Annotated in this window: 9 protein-coding genes and 1 tRNA gene; 6 read left to right on the top strand and 4 right to left on the bottom strand. The window is 55.3% G+C overall.

Features of this window, described 5'->3' with window-relative positions; genetic code table 11:
- Positions 1–53 precede the first annotated feature (53 nt).
- Positions 54–1,382: an FAD-dependent oxidoreductase gene (locus GP473_RS06165; RefSeq protein ID WP_186276720.1), complete on the top strand. Its 1,329-nt coding sequence runs from the start codon at positions 54–56 to the stop codon at positions 1,380–1,382.
- A gap of 194 nt (positions 1,383–1,576) precedes the next feature.
- Entirely contained in the window at positions 1,577–3,823 is a 2,247-nt protein-coding gene (locus tag GP473_RS06160; RefSeq protein ID WP_186276719.1) for a DEAD/DEAH box helicase, read from the top strand.
- Between the two features lie 274 nt (positions 3,824–4,097).
- Here the strand turns inward: GP473_RS06160 and GP473_RS06155 are convergent, their stop codons facing one another.
- The 3 genes from GP473_RS06155 to putP all read right to left on the bottom strand — a co-directional run bounded on the left by GP473_RS06155 (position 4,098) and on the right by putP (position 7,231).
- Positions 4,098–4,583: a hypothetical protein gene (locus tag GP473_RS06155; protein WP_186276718.1), complete on the bottom strand. Its 486-nt coding sequence runs from the start codon at positions 4,581–4,583 to the stop codon at positions 4,098–4,100.
- Positions 4,584–4,855: 272 nt separating this feature from the next.
- Positions 4,856–5,548: an HNH endonuclease family protein gene (locus GP473_RS06150; RefSeq protein WP_186276717.1), complete on the bottom strand. Its 693-nt coding sequence runs from the start codon at positions 5,546–5,548 to the stop codon at positions 4,856–4,858.
- 111 nt (positions 5,549–5,659) lie between these two features.
- Positions 5,660–7,231 (bottom strand): sodium/proline symporter PutP, encoded by a 1,572-nt coding sequence (putP, locus tag GP473_RS06145; RefSeq protein ID WP_185770722.1) that lies wholly within the window; start codon positions 7,229–7,231, stop codon positions 5,660–5,662.
- A 211-nt stretch (positions 7,232–7,442) separates the two neighbouring features.
- Between putP and GP473_RS06140 the strand changes: the two genes are divergently transcribed.
- From GP473_RS06140 to GP473_RS06125, 4 genes are all read left to right on the top strand, one after another.
- Entirely contained in the window at positions 7,443–10,658 is a 3,216-nt protein-coding gene (locus GP473_RS06140; RefSeq protein WP_246394713.1) for a DEAD/DEAH box helicase, read from the top strand.
- A gap of 145 nt (positions 10,659–10,803) precedes the next feature.
- Complete coding sequence (locus tag GP473_RS06135; RefSeq protein WP_185770047.1) at positions 10,804–11,856, top strand: SWIM zinc finger family protein; 1,053 nt, start codon at positions 10,804–10,806, stop codon at positions 11,854–11,856.
- On the top strand, positions 11,849–13,192 hold the full coding sequence (locus GP473_RS06130; RefSeq protein WP_185770046.1) for a metallophosphoesterase family protein: 1,344 nt from the start codon (positions 11,849–11,851) through the stop codon (positions 13,190–13,192). The genes GP473_RS06135 and GP473_RS06130 overlap by 8 nt, the downstream gene beginning before the upstream one ends.
- Before the next feature lie 9 nt (positions 13,193–13,201).
- The gene (locus tag GP473_RS06125; RefSeq protein ID WP_185770045.1) at positions 13,202–16,135 is read left to right on the top strand and encodes an AAA family ATPase; all 2,934 of its coding nucleotides are present in this window, start codon (positions 13,202–13,204) and stop codon (positions 16,133–16,135) included.
- A 63-nt stretch (positions 16,136–16,198) separates the two neighbouring features.
- Here the strand turns inward: GP473_RS06125 and GP473_RS06120 are convergent.
- A tRNA-Arg gene (locus GP473_RS06120) sits at positions 16,199–16,271 on the bottom strand.
- Positions 16,272–16,498: the final 227 nt, after the last annotated feature.

Raw genomic sequence — 16,498 nt, 5'->3', positions numbered from 1 at the left:
CGACGTAACTGTCCGGACAAACAGACCTCTTGTGGCGCTTTGGAGAAACCCAAATGACTGATGTGGCAATCGTAGGCGGTGGCCTCGCCGGGCTGGCGGCAGCCCGCACCCTCCGAACAGCGGGGATTCGCTGCACTCTCTTCGAAGCAACGGGCACCCTCGGCGGCCGGGTCAAATCAGAACGCTACGACGACATCATCGTCGACAAGGGTTTTCAGCTACTTAACTCGTGGTATCCGGCTCTCAAAGAGCTGCTCACTCCGGGGGAATACTCGGCGCTCAATATGCGCTCTTTTGAAGCCGGCATCCAAAGTATGACCAAGCAGGGGCCGGCATTCCTGGGAGATCCAATACGTTCCCCCCGCATCTTCGCTGGGATCTTTAAGCCGAGCATGCGTTCAGCGATCAGCATTCGGGACCTCATGGCCCTACGCAAATGGCTCGGCGCCGAGCTTTCGCATCGAACCTCGCTGGAATTGCGGAAGATATCCGATTCTCGACGCAACAAAGACCTAAGCATGGCTCAAAGCCTGGATCGCTCTGGGGTAACACGACAAATAAGAAGCGCGGTCATGGACCCTCTCATGCGCGCGTTCCTGTTGGATACAGATGGTGAAACGTCGTCAATCTACGCCAAGTGGGTATTTGCCACGTTATTGCGAGGATCTGCAACCATTCCAGCGCAAGGGATGGGTGACTTATCGAGCCTCATGAGCCGGGTTTCTGGAGTCACGGTGGAACTCGACACGCGCGTTACTCGCTTAAAAGTGGTGGAGACGACCGATCAGGCCACGGGATACGTCGATGTGGAGCTAGGGGAGCACGGACGTACAGAGCGTTTTTCATACGTGATCCTCGCGGTGCCTCAGGCTGAAGAAGCTGCTTTGTTGGGGCGCAACCTCTCGGCGATGCGCGGGCAGGACACATTCTGGTTTATTTCAGACGAACCGGTGTGCGAGCGCGGAGTTATTACCGTTGATGGAACAGGTGACACCCCGATCGCATCCATCGCAGAAGTGACTGCAGTGGCTCCTGACTATGCGCCGAAGCGCCATCTGGTGCAAGGAACAGTTGCATATGGTGGTAGCCCGCGAGCACTACAAGAAAGCGATGTGCCAGACGAACAGACAATGCGGCGTTATATGGGTCAATTGCTCGGTGTGGATTCTGCGGCATGGGAACTCGTCACCAGGCACCACATTCCGAATGCTCACCCTGTTTTATCGCCACGACGAGCCACCCGCGCCGCGAATGAAGATGTCATCACCCGTAGCCACATAGCGTTGGCGGGTATTCAACACGCGAATCCAACGATTGACGGGGCTCTGCGCAGCGGTCAGCGGGCTGCAAAGCGCGTAGTGGAGTTACTGGGTGCCTCATAGCTACCGTCCGCAGCGGTAAGCGGTAGATGCCTATGCTGCAGGGGGGTGATGCCGTATGTAGACGGTGTGTGGTGGAACGCTACTGTGCATGAACGTGACTTGGGACTCCTTCGGGGGCATCGCGGGTGTGCTCAAGTTCGAGATGCACGCTGACGTTAGCTTTTAGCCAGCTGGCGGCGTAGGCTAATCGAGCAATGAGTGATACTGAAAACGTCGCCGGCGACGTAAACAAGCCGGTGGAAGACGAGACATCGGTAGCTCAGAACAATCTGCACAATGAGAGCAATGGCGAACGGCCACTAGGTGTGGCCGATGTGTTGGGGGATACCTCTAACGCATGCGAGAACCCTGCCACTAGCGCAGTAGACAACGCCACAGAGCATGTGAACGCAGAGACATCTGAGAAGACCGAGACTGCTAACAAGGTAAAAGACATCGCGGATGCCGCAGAAGAAGAGCCTGCAGAGGACGATCAAGGGCCAAAATTCGATGACCTGGGTCTTCCAGAAGACATCCTGAACGCCGTGAAACAGGTGGGCTTTGAGCAGCCTTCCCCAATACAGGCCGAAACCATCCCTGTTCTGATGGACGGCAATGATGTGGTGGGGTTGGCGCAGACCGGTACCGGTAAGACCGCTGCCTTCGCCCTGCCTATTCTCTCTCGGATTGAGAAAGAGGCGCACCATCCACAGGCGTTGGTGCTGGCACCGACTCGCGAGTTGGCCCTACAAGTGGCAGAGTCTTTCCAGTCATTTTCACAGCACCTCGGTGGTATTTCTGTCCTGCCCATCTACGGGGGCCAGTCCTATGGTGTTCAGCTCTCCGGACTGAGGCGTGGAGCTCAAATTATTGTGGGCACTCCCGGCCGCGTCATTGATCATCTGGAAAAGGGCAGCCTGGACATCTCAAACCTGCGCTTTATGGTTCTTGATGAGGCCGATGAGATGCTCAATATGGGTTTCCAAGAGGATGTTGAACGCATTCTGGAAGATACCCCGGAGGAAAAGCAGGTTGCTCTGTTCTCGGCAACCATGCCGAATGGGATCCGGCGCCTGTCTAAGCAGTACCTGAACTCTCCAGTGGAGATCACGGTGAAAGCTGCCCAACGCACGTCGGAGAATATTGAGCAGGATTATCTGCTCGTCAGCCACCGCAACAAGCTGGACGCGCTGACCCGTATTCTCGAGGTCACCGAGTTCGAAGCGATGATCATGTTCGTGCGCACTAAGAATGAGACTGAGGAGCTTGCCGAGCGTCTATGCGCCCGTGGTTTCAATGCCGCAGCTATCAATGGCGATATTGCGCAAGCGCAGCGCGAACGCACAGTAGATCAACTCAAGGATGGCAGGTTGGACATCCTTGTGGCTACCGACGTTGCGGCACGAGGTCTTGACGTAGACCGCATTACCCACGTCTTTAATTACGACATTCCTCACGATACTGAGTCCTATGTCCACCGCATTGGACGTACGGGCCGTGCGGGGCGTAAGGGACGCGCCATTCTCTTTGTTACCCCACGCGAACGGCGTCTGCTGAAGGCTATTGAACGCGCTACTAAGTCCCGTCTCAATGAGATCGAGCTGCCTACCGTCGATGAAGTTAATGAGGCGCGCCGGGAGAAATTTAATGACGCATTAACCGAGTCCCTCGGTGACCCGCAGATGCAGGTTTTCCGTGAACTAGTGAAGAACTATGCGGAAAACAACGATGTTCCAATGGAGGACATTGCTGCTGCGTTGGCTGCTCAGATGCAGTCAGGCGAGGAATTCCTGATGAAGGAACCGCCGAAGACCGAGCGTCCCAAGCGTCGACGTGAAGATCGTTATGGTGATGATGGTCGGCGCGGCGGTGGTGCTGCACGCCCATTTGAGGAGCGCTTTAATAAGAAGCCACCTACTGTAAGTGATCGCCACGGCAACGAGTTTGCGGTTTATCGCCTCAACGTTGGGCATCGCCAACGTGTTCGCCCGGGTGCCATTGTGGGCGCTTTGGCAAATGAAGGCGGCTTGAACTCCCGTGATTTTGGGCGCATCAGTATCTTCTCGGAGCACTCATTGGTGGAACTTCCTAATGACCTTCCAGAAGATGTATTCCGCCTGTTTGATGACACGCGTGTATCTGGACAATTGATCAATATAGAGCCGGATCCGGGTGCTCCAGCTGGTCGCCCAGGCAGCCATAAACGCCGTGATCGAGGTGAACGTAACGGTGGTGATCGCGGTGGACGCACCAGCGGTCGTGGCCGTTATAGCGACCGTGACAACCGGTGGGAGAACGCTCGTGGTGAGCGTTCCGGACGTGGTGGCCGGAACCGTTTCTCTGATCACGGAAAGGATCGCGGAGGTTTTGAGCGACAGAGCCGCGGACGCAACGATAAGTTCAGTAACCGCCGCAATGACCGCAAGGATCGTCGCGACAATCGACACTGGGGAAACCGCTAAGTGAAGGTGTGCTGGGAAGCTTCGATGCCCAGGCGTTTTCAGCACACAGCCCTAGTGCTCAGGGCTTTCTAGCCGGCAGCCCTGTTGTTCGCACGGCGGGTGAATTGTCCAATGAATAAATCCTCCGAGAGAGCGTGAAAAGTTTGCTTTCCTCGGAGGATTTTGTCTCGCTCTGACACCGCCGTCTGATCATGAAAGGACCAGAGCAGCGGCGACAAGAGCATGTTATGCAAGATGACCTATGTATGGTCGTCTCTGCGGCAAGATACAGAATCTACGCAAAGAACATGAGTAGTGCGGTGATGAACCACAACAGGTTAAAGATTCCGCCGAACATGGCAATGTGAGCAGGCAGTTTGGCTGTATCCACTTTGTGCAGCGCGGCAGTTTCCTTCTCGGATGCTGGGGTGTCAGCAGGGGTGAGAGCGTTCACGGAGAGCAGTGCCAGCCGCTGACGTGGAATGACCAGGAATACTAAAATGACCCACGCGATGATGGAGAGTAGCAATCCGGTGTGGATGAGGGGGTTTTTCATTGCCCCATCGACGGTGAACATGGCGATTAGACCGAGCGTCGGAACAATGAGAGAGATGAGTCCATAGACGCGGGTGATACTGTGCAGCAGCCGCAGGGTACTCGCATCTTCGCTTCCGCTGTCGACCTTGCGCAGCTGAGGGGCGAACATAGATGTAGATACGGCAACCGGGCCAATCAGCAGGATTGCAGCAAGTACGTGCAGAATAACGATGAAATTGGACATGTCCACCACTTTGGCAAAGATTTCTGTGAATGTCAGATCAGGCGCGCCTTAAGGTAATGCAGTTCACATTCCTTGTAGTGTGGGATGGCGATGGCTGCCCCGCGATGCGTCCTGTGTATGGTTTCATCCGCCCCATAGAGGATATCCCGTGGATAGCTTTATAGGCGGTGCACAAGGAGTTTTCCGTACATCTACTGGTCGCTTTACTGTGTATGTGGCGAATGTGACAAAGCTGTGCACTGAGCGAAAGCGGATATGGCAGGGCTGTGTACTTAACGGATGTGACAGACTTGCCGTGCCGTCTCTGCGTCGTCCCGAGGAAGATCCAAACCATATTCGGTGATGACTGTGAGGTAACGGGCAGCATAAGAGCACTGTCGTGTCTCGTCTGGTGGTACCCAGTGGCTTAATGTGGCGTCGGACTTCTCGCGGTTGAGCTGGGAAAAGGTCGCGGCGAGGTTAAGGGCAAGGTCGTTAGCGAAACGGCGTCTTTGTGCCATATCCCACTTGTGAGCTCCCAGATCCCACGCAGCGGCGAGGGGAACGATGTGATCGATCTCGATCGCCGACGCCGTCACTGCCTCACCCGTGTAATCATCTAAACCTTGCTGTTCCCGCTGGCTGTTGGACAGGGAACGCTGTTCCCTTGCATCATGAGCTAAGGCACGGTGTGCCCGTTGTATAACCGCATCACGTGTGCTGAGATACGTGCCTTCCGCTGTGACGGTCATAGCCCACCCCGATCCAAACAAGGAACGCTCATACCCTAAGACCCGTAGACGCCGATCAATGATATGAGCGACGTCCAAAGCTTGCTCTACCCTTGCGCGCAGTTCCACAGGAGGGCTGGGGTGCAGGAAAGGATGGAAAGCGGGAACCCTCACGGTAGCTACCAGCACAACAGCCACCACGCAGGCAAATGAAAAAGCCCGCCGGGGAAGTCGAAGCGCATTATGAATGGTCATAATGCGTAAGACTCCAACGACGGGGGAAAGGTTCGCCCTTGGCGGTCACTGCCCTTGGCGGCCTACGTGTGGTGGTTCATGTGATGACCGATGCGCCCGGACGAGAGAAAGCTACGTGGCTGGTGCACTCCTGGTATCAATCTGCGCTGCTGCCTCGTCGAAGTCTTTCTCAGGATCAGCTGCGGCGGCCTTGGACAGTGCCACAGCCTTGTCGAAGGTGTCAGTTATCTCCTGGGACGGCTCTTTGGTGGCCAGGGTAACGATGACCATGACAATGATATTGGCTGCGACACCAGGGATCATTTCGTAGAGTCCGAATGGCTTGTCGATGATCCCGAAGGCTGGGAGACCACCCCAGATGAAGGCGACGACCGCACCAGTAGCGAGGCCTGCGGCGGCCCCGGGGGTGTTGAGGCGGCGCCAGAACAGTGCTCCAACGATCACCGGTCCGAAGGAGGAACCGAAACCTGCCCATGCGAATTCGACGAGAGCGAGAATCCCGGAATCCGGATTGGCTGCAACAACTCCGGCCAAAATTGCAACCGCAATGACGGACAGGCGGGAAAGGTTCTTCAGCGCGGAATCGGAGGCATTTTTATTGATGAGGCCCTTGTAGATGTCCTCGATTAGTGCTGAGGAAACCACCAGTAGCTGGGAAGAGATCGTGGACATAATGGCGGCTAATACAGCGGTGAGAACTAGTCCGGCGATCAAAGGATGGAACAGAATACGTCCCATATCCAGGAAAATCGTTTCAAAGTTGGTCTGGTCAGTGATGGAAATGTGGGGGTTCATGCCGAAGAAAGCTGGCGCGATGATAGCTACAAAAATAGCGCCGACGAGGCACAGGAACATCCAGCCAATGCCATAACGCATGCCCGCTTTAGCGTCGGATGGGCTGCGCAGAGCCATGAAGCGAACGATGATGTGGGGTTGACCAAAATATCCCAAACCCCAAGCGAGGTTCGAAATGATGGTGACGAAGGATAGGCCGGTGAACAAGGAGAACCAGTGGGGATTTGGCTCGATGGTACCTAGTCCATAAGCGTGCTCTCGTTGAAAAGTCCAGATGGCGCTCGGATCATCCATGGTTATGAGGGCAATGACCGGCACCAGAATGAGAGACACGAACATGATGATGCCCTGGACCATATCCGTGTAGGAGACAGCGAGGAAACCTCCGATGAAGGTGTAGGCTACGGTCACTCCTGCAATAACAATGAGCCCGGTCATGTAGTCGCCGTCAAAGGTGGATTCAAAGTATCGGCCACCGGCAACCATACCGGAGGAGACATAGAAGGTGAAGAACACGAGGATCACGATGCCAGAGACCACGCGGAGAACGTGGCTACGATCCTGAAAACGATTTTCTAGGAAAGAGGGCAACGTGATGGAGTTATTCGCCACCTCGGTGTAGGCCCGGAGGCGCGGAGCGGTGATCCACCAGTTAACCGTTGCGCCGATGAGTAGACCGATAGCCATCCATAACTCGGAGAAACCAAGCATATAGAGGGCGCCGGGGAGACCCATCAAAAGCCACCCGGACATGTCCGATGCACCCGCGGACAGAGCCGCCGGGAATGGGTGCAAGTTACGTCCTGCCAGCATGTAGTCTTCGTACTCATCTGTCTTCCTGAAGGAATACAAACCGATGAGCAGCATGGCGATCAGGTAAGCCACCATTGCTGTCACGAACCACGAGAGGTTTGACACGTGTGTCCACTCCTTATGAATCGTCGCAGTGAAGACCTCCGCCGTCGTGTACTCGGCGTGTACCTCGATGGGTAAAAGCCTGAGTGGGCACGGCCTGCCGAAGGTTTCTTCTTCGAACGTTGTGCCGTTCCACCCTATAGGAAATGATCTGCTGTCTGACCCTCGTGCTAAAACTTCATGCATGGAGTTCAGTCATCAGGTGCACGCGTTGTGGCCTCGCGGTGGCGGATTACACCTGTGGGTGGAGCGTATTGAGGGGCACGGTGTGGTTACTGATGTCCGTGATGTGGAACCTGGAGGTCTACCGGATGAATTACTACACTTAGTGCAGGTCAGGCCGTTGCGTGTGAGGGGACGGCAATGGCTCGCCACTCCGCGGGGAAAGTTGAAAAATTTACCGGTTCCTACCGTGTCCTTTACACCGGAACAGTCTTTGGGTGTGCTCGCGGCGTTAGCTTGTTTTGTCAAGGAACAAAGGCCGCAATCTGGGGGGAGTATTCCCGCCCTCAGCCCGGAAGTTGTGTTCCTGGTTGACCTTTATTTGTTCGTGTGTGATGTAGTGCAGTCCGGGCGTGTCATGCTGCGCATGGACCGGATCGACAATGAGTGGTTTCCCCGATGGATGATGTCTACCGCAGGGGATCACCTGTCGGTTCTTCAACGTTTCCGCGAGAGCGTTCCGCAGGTTCTGAGCCGTAATGGTGCCTACGATGTGGTGGGCCAGTGCGCGGATGACCTTACACATTGGGCTACCGTCCGTATTCTTCGCGATAAGCTCGGTGCTCGCGATAGCATCGTTGGCGGGGGTGAAATAGAGACCCCCTTTGTGCACTCGTTGGTGGAGGGGGAACCCGCCCGCCGGGTCACGGCGGACACTGTGTCTGCTCTGAACCGTTGGCGTACCTCGGCGGAGGATGAAGCCTCTCGTGTTGTGCTTATTCTCTCTGCTCCGTCTGACGCGACTGTTGCCTCACCCGGCACTGGGAAGCAAACAACATCGTTGCCCCATGAGGTTGGCGGCACAACGGATCCTGACAAGGTAGCCATCAAGGTGGATGCAGGGGAGGTAGACATCAATGATGTGCGGTGGCGCCTAGACCTTGCAATAGGAGTAAATGACGGTCCTGTGCAGCCCGTCATTGCCACCGAGGCAACAGATGCCCAAAGGACGCGTTTGCGCAGGGCATTGGACCGCATATGCACTGCGTGGCCAGCGTTCAAGGCTCGGATGCAACCGGTAGTGCACTGGTTGGACGAGGGTGTCTGGTATCCCCCGGCGGAGATTGTGACGGCCAATCCATCACGAGACCGCGTTGTTTCCTTAGGCTTGACGGCGGATGATGTACACGCGCTGTTGTCCAGTGGTATCGGAAAGCTTTCTGCTGCCGGAGTGCAGGTTATGGTTCCGCGTGGATGGGCAAGGGTGAGTCCACGCGTGTCCGTTGTGGCCAATCCAGTGGGTACCGGTGCCGGGTCGGGAAAGCTTGGACTGGATCAACTGGTGGATTTCCAATGGGACGTGTCTGTTGACGGTGAACCAGTGGATGGCGCCATTCGCCGAGAGATGATGAACTCCGCAAGCGGCATCGTAGCTGTTAATGGACATTTTGTGTATCTTGATCAAGCTGTGCTTGCTCGCACACGTGGTTGGTTCCGTCAATTGGCTCAGGCAAACACACAAGATAAAACCCAGGCAGAAGAACGCGCTGAGGATTACCTAGACACAGGCGCCGCGCGCATAACCTTGCGGGAGGTGCTAGAGGCGGAAGCTTTGGCGTCGGCAGAACAAGATAGTAACGGCGACCACGAGTTTCGTATCGAGGCCGGTGGATGGCTGGACAGGCTGTTTTCGACAGAGCCTATTGACCCGCCTGAGCCTGTAGCTGTGCCGGAAACGGTGCTCACCGAACTGCGCGACCATCAGCGTCGAGGGCTGAATTGGCTCGTGTGGATGTATCGGCATAGGCTGGGGGCAATCCTTGCAGATGATATGGGGTTGGGAAAAACGCTGCAGGTGTTGGCCTTGCTTGCCTGGGAGAAAGATCAGGTGAGGGATGAAAATCAGGGGCTTGGGCCGACGCTCGTCGTCGCCCCAACGAGTGTCGTAGAAGCGTGGAAGCAGGAGACTAAGCGTCACGTGCCGCATCTTCGTGTGCTTGTTGATCACGGTTCCGCGAGGGTTGCGGATAGTCAGTTTGTTGACGTAGCAGGAGCATCAGATGTGGTGGTGACATCGTATGGCACGCTGTCGCGTAATCCAGAACGGTACGGCAAGCTGACCTGGCATCGGATAGTCGCCGACGAGGCTCAAAATATCAAGAATCCAGCAACCAAGCAGTCGAGTGTAGTGCGTTCTCTCAAAGCTGATCACCGTATAGCTCTAACCGGAACTCCAGTAGAAAACAGGCTCTCAGATTTGTACGCGATTATGGACTTCGCTAATCCGGGGATTCTAGGAAGTGCAGCGGCGTTTCATAATCGTTTGGCTATCCCTGTGGAGCGCTATGGCGATGAAGCGGCGCGCGAACGTCTCAAGCGGTTGGTACAGCCGTTTATCCTGCGACGTTTAAAAACCGACGCGACCGTGGGGCTACATCTTCCGGAGAAGAAAGACATTGTGGAGCTTATCCCCCTGACCCATGAGCAAGCTGCTCTCTATGAGGCGTTTATTAAGAACATGGAGGAACAGTTACGCGCTAAGCAGCAGTCGAGGCGCGGAATGATCCTCGGCGCGTTGGTGAAGATCAAGCAGATCTGTAATCATCCGGCTCACTATGCGGGCGATGGCTCTGGCTTGATGAGGAACGGTAAGCATCGATCGCACAAAGTGCGGAGACTCTTGGAGATTGTCGACGCAGCTCGTGCCGACGGGCGCAAGGTTCTGATATTTACGCAGTTCCCATCGTTTGGCCGCATGCTCATCCCCGAACTAGAACGGCGTTATGCGGTGAATGTTCCTATGCTCCATGGAGGTAGTGGCCGTACAGCGAGGAATGCTATGGTGACTCAGTTCCAATCGCCGGATGGCCCACCGATCATGGTGTTGTCAGTGCGCGCCGGTGGAACGGGGATCACCCTGACGGAAGCCAGCGTGGTGGTGCATATTGACCGCTGGTGGAATCCAGCGGTAGAGGATCAAGCTACTGACCGTGCCTACCGTATTGGCCAGGATAAAGATGTGACTGTTTATAAGCTGGTGGCTAAAGGGACGCTTGATGAGCGCATCCACGACATCATTTCCGGAAAGCGTGAGTTGGCTGGGGCTGTCATCGGATCAGGCGAAGGATGGATTGCGAACTTGGACGATGATGATCTTAAGGAGCTGTGGAGACTGAAAACAGCATCTGAAGAAGCGCTGGTCGGTGAGGCTATCACGACAATAGGAGAGCAATCCTGAAGAATATAGCGTGACTGTGATGGCCTTAAGAAGCGATGCGAGAGACGCTTGAGCGGCGACACACCGTGATCACGGTAAAGAGGACATGAGCGATGAGAACCGACAAGGGCAATTGAGATACGCATGAGGACGAGGAGTGCTGGGGATGACTTCGAATAACAACGGCAGTCATGGCGGCGGCGGTGGGCGCCGGCGAGGACTGCCTACCCGATGGGGGGAGAACGTCGTCATGGCCGATTTCGGTGCGCGTCGTCGCAAAGAAGCGGCTGAAGCCGCGAACTCCTTGCCGAGTATTCCTCGAGGTGAATCGGAGAGCTGGGCATCCGCTCAGTTGATGGAAGCACTAGCGGAGAATACGGATTCCGGTCGCCTCGCCCGCGGACGTGAGTATTACCGCGGAGGAAAAGTGTTGGGGGTGGAATTAGCAGAAAATATCATTACTGGATTGGTCGATGGAACTCAGCTCGAACCCTTTGACGTGACCTTTCGTCTGAAGAATCTACCTGAACGGAAGCGAGCATTTCTACAGCAAGAGTTGTTGATGGATCAGTCTCATCTACGCAGCCTCATGCACAGACGAGCTCCCGGTCAGGAAGTCTCCACCATCCTTATGCGGCCAGACCATTTGAGGCAGGTGTCGTGTACGTGCCCGGATCGGGCTGCAGTGTGTAAGCACGCTGTGGCAGTGGGTTATGCAGTGGCTGCGCAGCTCACAAGAGATCCGCAGCAGATCTTTCGGTTGCGTGGGATCGATCCCGAGCCGTTTATGGCTCAGCTGCGCAAGGCTGACGAGAAGACGGGTGCAGCCGCTCTTGAAAATTGGAGAGGAACGCACTCGGGGAGAGACGTGGCGTCGAATAAAAAAGCGGCATCGAGTAAGTATGGCGTAGGGAAGAACACAGGAGGGGAAGAGGCCGCTGCTGAAATTGTCGATCCGATACGCTTCTGGGGCAGTCCTGACCAACGGGTGACATGGGGTGAATTTGCGCAGGAACTCGGTCTAGATCAGGGCGATGGTCAGGCCCTTATGGCTGCATTACGCACTGTGAGTTGGACGGGAGTGGATCAGCTACGTGCGCATCACGAGTTAGAACGATGCTATGAAAATCTTGTCAATATAGAAAAGATATTCGATAAACTCCCATGGGAAAAGGACTATTTGTCTCGCCCCACTGATAAGAATGAGGACTATGACTAGCACTAGCCCATCGGCATCATATTCATCCTCGTCAGATGAGCTGCCGCCGCACGTGTCTGCGCCGGATACAGTGCGAGATGCGAGGCCCGAGGAGGCATCGCTGGGCACTCGCACTAGAAGTTTTCGCTTCCTCCACACCTCGGATTGGCAACTGGGTATGCCCGCCCATTTTCTCGGAGAGGAATCGCGCATCCGCTTTGCCGAGGCTCGTCTCAATGGCGTGGAAAGGATCTTCAGTGTGGCTAGCGAGCAGGGCTGTCAGGCCATCGTGGTCGCTGGAGATGTATTCGATGACAACCTATTGCAACCGGAGGTCTATCGCCGTGCAATGGATGTGCTTGGTCATGCTCCGGTACCCGTATTCCTTTTACCGGGCAACCATGACCCGCTCGATGCCGCCAGTATCTACAACAATCCCGATTTCGAGGCTCTTGGAGCCGCGACCGGGGATGGAGCACCGGTGATCGTGCTGCGTGATACACACCCCGTCCGCGTTAGTGAGGAACTCGGTGACAGTGTGCGTATTATTGGTGCCCCGTTGAAATCTAAACGAGCTTCGACGGACCTTGTAGCTCACGCTGTGGCCGAAACAGAGCAGAACTATGGTTCAGCAGAGGCCGGTGAGATTCGAATATTAGTGGGACATGGTGCGGTTGCCACCTTCGGCGATGATTTCAACCTGAGTGCTATCGATGTCGGTAGAGCAACGCAAGCCTGTGATCAGCGCATTGTTGACTATATTGCGCTAGGAGATACCCATTCGACGACCCGGCTGAACGAAGCAGGAACCGTGTGGTACTCCGGCGCTCACGAGGTCACTGCGTATCGGGAGCCCAATGGTGGGGGCGAAACACATTCCGGTTATGCGCTGGTAGTGGACATAACAGTGGATGAGGAGGCTGCTTCTCATCCAGCGACAGTGGACGTAGCGGAACACCGCACAGGTCAGTGGACATTTGTGGCGATGGACGCTGATGTGAACAGCCGCGCAGATGCCGAGGCGTTCGTAGAGCGCCTCAGGGCTGTGGAGAATAAGCGCCACACAGCTATCAAATATGCTCTGCGAGGCACAGTGGATCTCACTACATCGGGATGGTTGGAAGACACCATTGGTGGCCTCGCGCCGGGGTTTGCCGCTCTTTATGAACGGCGCCGGTGCATGGATCTGCATGTCGCCCCTGATATGGATGAGTTGTCGTCGATGCATGTAGGCGGCGGGTATATGCAACACGCAGCGGAGGAACTGGCTGAGCGTGCCACCAACAAAGACACAGAAGCGGGCGATGCCCTGCGCCTGTTGTTCCGTCTGAATGCCAACGTGGGGAAGGGATTATAGAGCCGTACCATGCTGCAGATTCACAAGTTGAATGTCGAGAACTTCGCTGGCCTCCGTGAGGCGCGTCTCGAGCTTAAGGACAGCGGAGTCACGGTAATTTATGGCCCTAATGAGGCAGGAAAATCCACCTTACTCAAGGCTTTCAAACTCTTGGTGAGTGATGTCAAGGTGAACTCTGCAGCCAAGAGTGTGAAAGAAAATTTCCCTCGGGATAGGGATGATCACCCCCAGATCTCCGCTGAGCTCAGCGTAGGGAATTACCGTGTGCGAATAGAGAAATTCTATCGACCGAATTCCGGTAAGGCCGTACTAGACATCTTTGAACCGCAACAGGAGACCATTGTAGGACGCGAGGCGGAAGAACGCTTCAGGGATATTCTCAACGCAGAAACGGATCGGACACTACTCGCGGCATTGACCATTGAGCAAGGCAAAAGCCTCGATGATTTTGCCGCGTTGCAGGTCTCCACGCTGGCAACAGTGATGGCGAATAACAATCAAGGCATGGAGGATTCTGCGTTTGGGGAAGAAGCGTCGGACAATTCTTATGCAAGCAGTTTGTTCGAGGCCATCCAAAAAGAATATGCAAGGTACTGGACAGCGACTGGCCAGATAAAAGCCAAAAGTGATTTCCGGGCGAAAAAAGACGCGCTCGAAGCTGCTCAACAGTCACTCGCTGATGCTGAGAAAACCTACCGCGAGGCGCAAGACTACATCGGTAAACTCGATCATCTCCAGCGAGAAAAAGCCAGTATTTCTGAGAAACTTCCTGAAGCTCGCGAAGCCGTAGTTGTCTGTGAAGCAGAGCTTAAGACAGCAGAAACAGTAGCCGCGACGCTCGCGCAACTCGAGGACAAAGTAGCCACCGCGCAACAGCGCCACGCACTGGCTGAGAACCAGTGGAACACCAGGAAAAATCTCATTGAGCAGCTGAATCAAGAAACCCATGAATTGGAAAAACATGCTGTCGCCTTGAAAACTGCGCAGGAGGCTCAAGAAGTAGAGCGACAGCGCGCGGAAGATCGTGAGAAGCGTATCGAAGAGTTAGAGAAGCGAAGCAAGGCAGCGCATAATCTGCATCGCGCGGTTGAGGCAGCGTATCTGCGTTTGCAGGCTGCAGAAGCGATCGTGGCGGATCAGATGGTACTCGAGGACTTCACTGTGCTAGAGGCACGCAAAACCGACTTAGAGCGTGAACTAGTTCTCAACCCCGCTACGGGCGCAGTGATGACTGAGCTACGCCGTGCGATAGCTCAGCTAGATGCTGCAGTTCAGCTGCGCGATGCGGTAGCGACCTCCGTGCACATTGACGGCCCAGTGGGGGAGATCGTCAGCGACGATACTGGAGAACACTATGAACTAGGCGAAGAGGGAACAGAGCTTTCTATCGCAAGCCGGCGTGAGATTACCATGGGGGACTTCATTGTCACGGTCACTCCGACCCAAGACCAAGCAGACCAAGATCGTGCTGTGCAACGCGCTCAAGATGATGTGCGCGCCCTGTCCGAGAAGCTGCAACTTGCTGACGGCGACAGCACTGCCCTTCTGGCTCAGGCAGAAGACAAAGCCGATGAGCGACAAAAAATAGAGGAAAAGCTATCCGAGTTGAGCATAGAAATGAGCTCTGTCGTAGCAGGGCGTACTCCGGACAGTATTCGTCAGAAGCTACAGGGAACTTACGCTGAATATGTTCGTGCTGATAAGGAAGTCACGCACATGCTCGAGGATTATCGAGCACACGGTTTCAGTGACTCGACTTTGTCTGAATTCCATGAGCGACTAGTAGCCCAAGATAGCGCCCTGGGGAAAACCGATATTGGGGATCAGGCCAGCAGCGCGGATGATGATTGTGCAGGTATTAGTACTCGCAACAGGGATGCTGAAGAGCGGGCAGGTAGTGATTCGGGCACAAGCGATGGCGGAGGGCAAGAATTCTCCGGAGATATAGCCACTTTGCGCTGCCTGATTGAGATGGAGCCAGCGACAGACTTTTCTCGTATGGTGCGCCAATCTCGTTTGGTGGCTGATGAGGCTGATAAGAACCTGCGCGCTGAGTCCCTGCGTAGCGGCGCAACCTCTGAGGTAACTAAGTCCTTTTTCAAAGCACAAGCAGCACACAGTTCAGCGGAGAGAACTGTAGCGAAATACGCAGCTTCCCTGGCATCGGCCCGGCAAGAACAATCAGATGAGTCTTTATCTTGTGCGGTCGAGGAGGCGTTACAGGCGTCGGAGGAGGCAGAAACCGAGCTTCAGAAGGGTCGCGAGGCGAACGCAGGCGTGGAGCTAGATACTGCGTGCAGCAATTTAAAGAAGGCCCAGGGCCGAGTTCATAATCTTGAGCAGCGACTGCGCCAGATCGATATGGATCAAGTTGCCAATGAGGCCTATCTTGACGGACGTTCTGATGCAGCTGATCGCCGAGATTCTGCCCAGGCAGAATGTGAAAGAGCGGAGAGTGACTACGCTCGCATCAAGGCCCAGGCGCATGCTGCGCGGCTGCTGTCGGAGACAGTAATGAAAGCCCGCGCTGATATGCAGGCTCAGTACGAGAAACCATTCAAAGAAACCTTCGAAAAACTCGCCGAAGTGGTCTATGGTCCGGGGGTGCATTTCGACTTAGCGGAAGATTTCTCGGTTACTAAACGTGTATTGCGGGGAATTGATCTTGAACCGCAGCAGTTGTCAGGCGGGGCGCGTGAGCAAATGCTTATCCTGGCTCGTCTAGCAGTAGCCAGATTAGTTGGTGGCGGGGAAGCAGTGCCGATCTTTATTGACGATGCGCTGGGATTCTCCGATGTTCATCGCATCGAAAGCATGAATAATCTTCTGGGGCACCTAGGACGGACCAACCAGGTCATCGTACTCACATGCGATGTGGAACGATTCGACGGAATCCCCGGTGCTCGCCAGCTGTCCATCGACAGCATTACAACCGCAGAGTAGCTTACTTTGGACTACGACCGCGTCCGATGTCCCTGGCGGGGAAAGGGGTGAGAAACAGCAAAGCGCCCTCGAGAGGATTCGAACCTCCGACCCCTGGTACCGGAAACCAGTGCTCTATCCCCTGAGCTACGAGGGCGTGTAGCGGCCAAGCGCCGATACGGGAAATGAGTCTAGCACCGTTGTCTCCTACACTGTGACACCGCCTCGGCAACTACTGAATCGATGGGCCTCTTCAACTGGTCAAGACAGGTTGTACTCCAAGACGCAATGGGGGCACAAAGGGTCTGTCAACAGTTCAAGAGGGATCCAGAGCGGCTCCAAAGAAAACTCTCGTCCAGCCCCTAGGCTACGAGCGCGCGTGGA

The organism is Corynebacterium anserum, assembly GCF_014262665.1.
GTDB lineage: Bacteria > Actinomycetota > Actinomycetes > Mycobacteriales > Mycobacteriaceae > Corynebacterium > Corynebacterium anserum.
The sequence above is the reverse complement of the archived record's forward strand: the minus strand, read 5'-3'. Positions and strand labels throughout refer to the sequence as shown.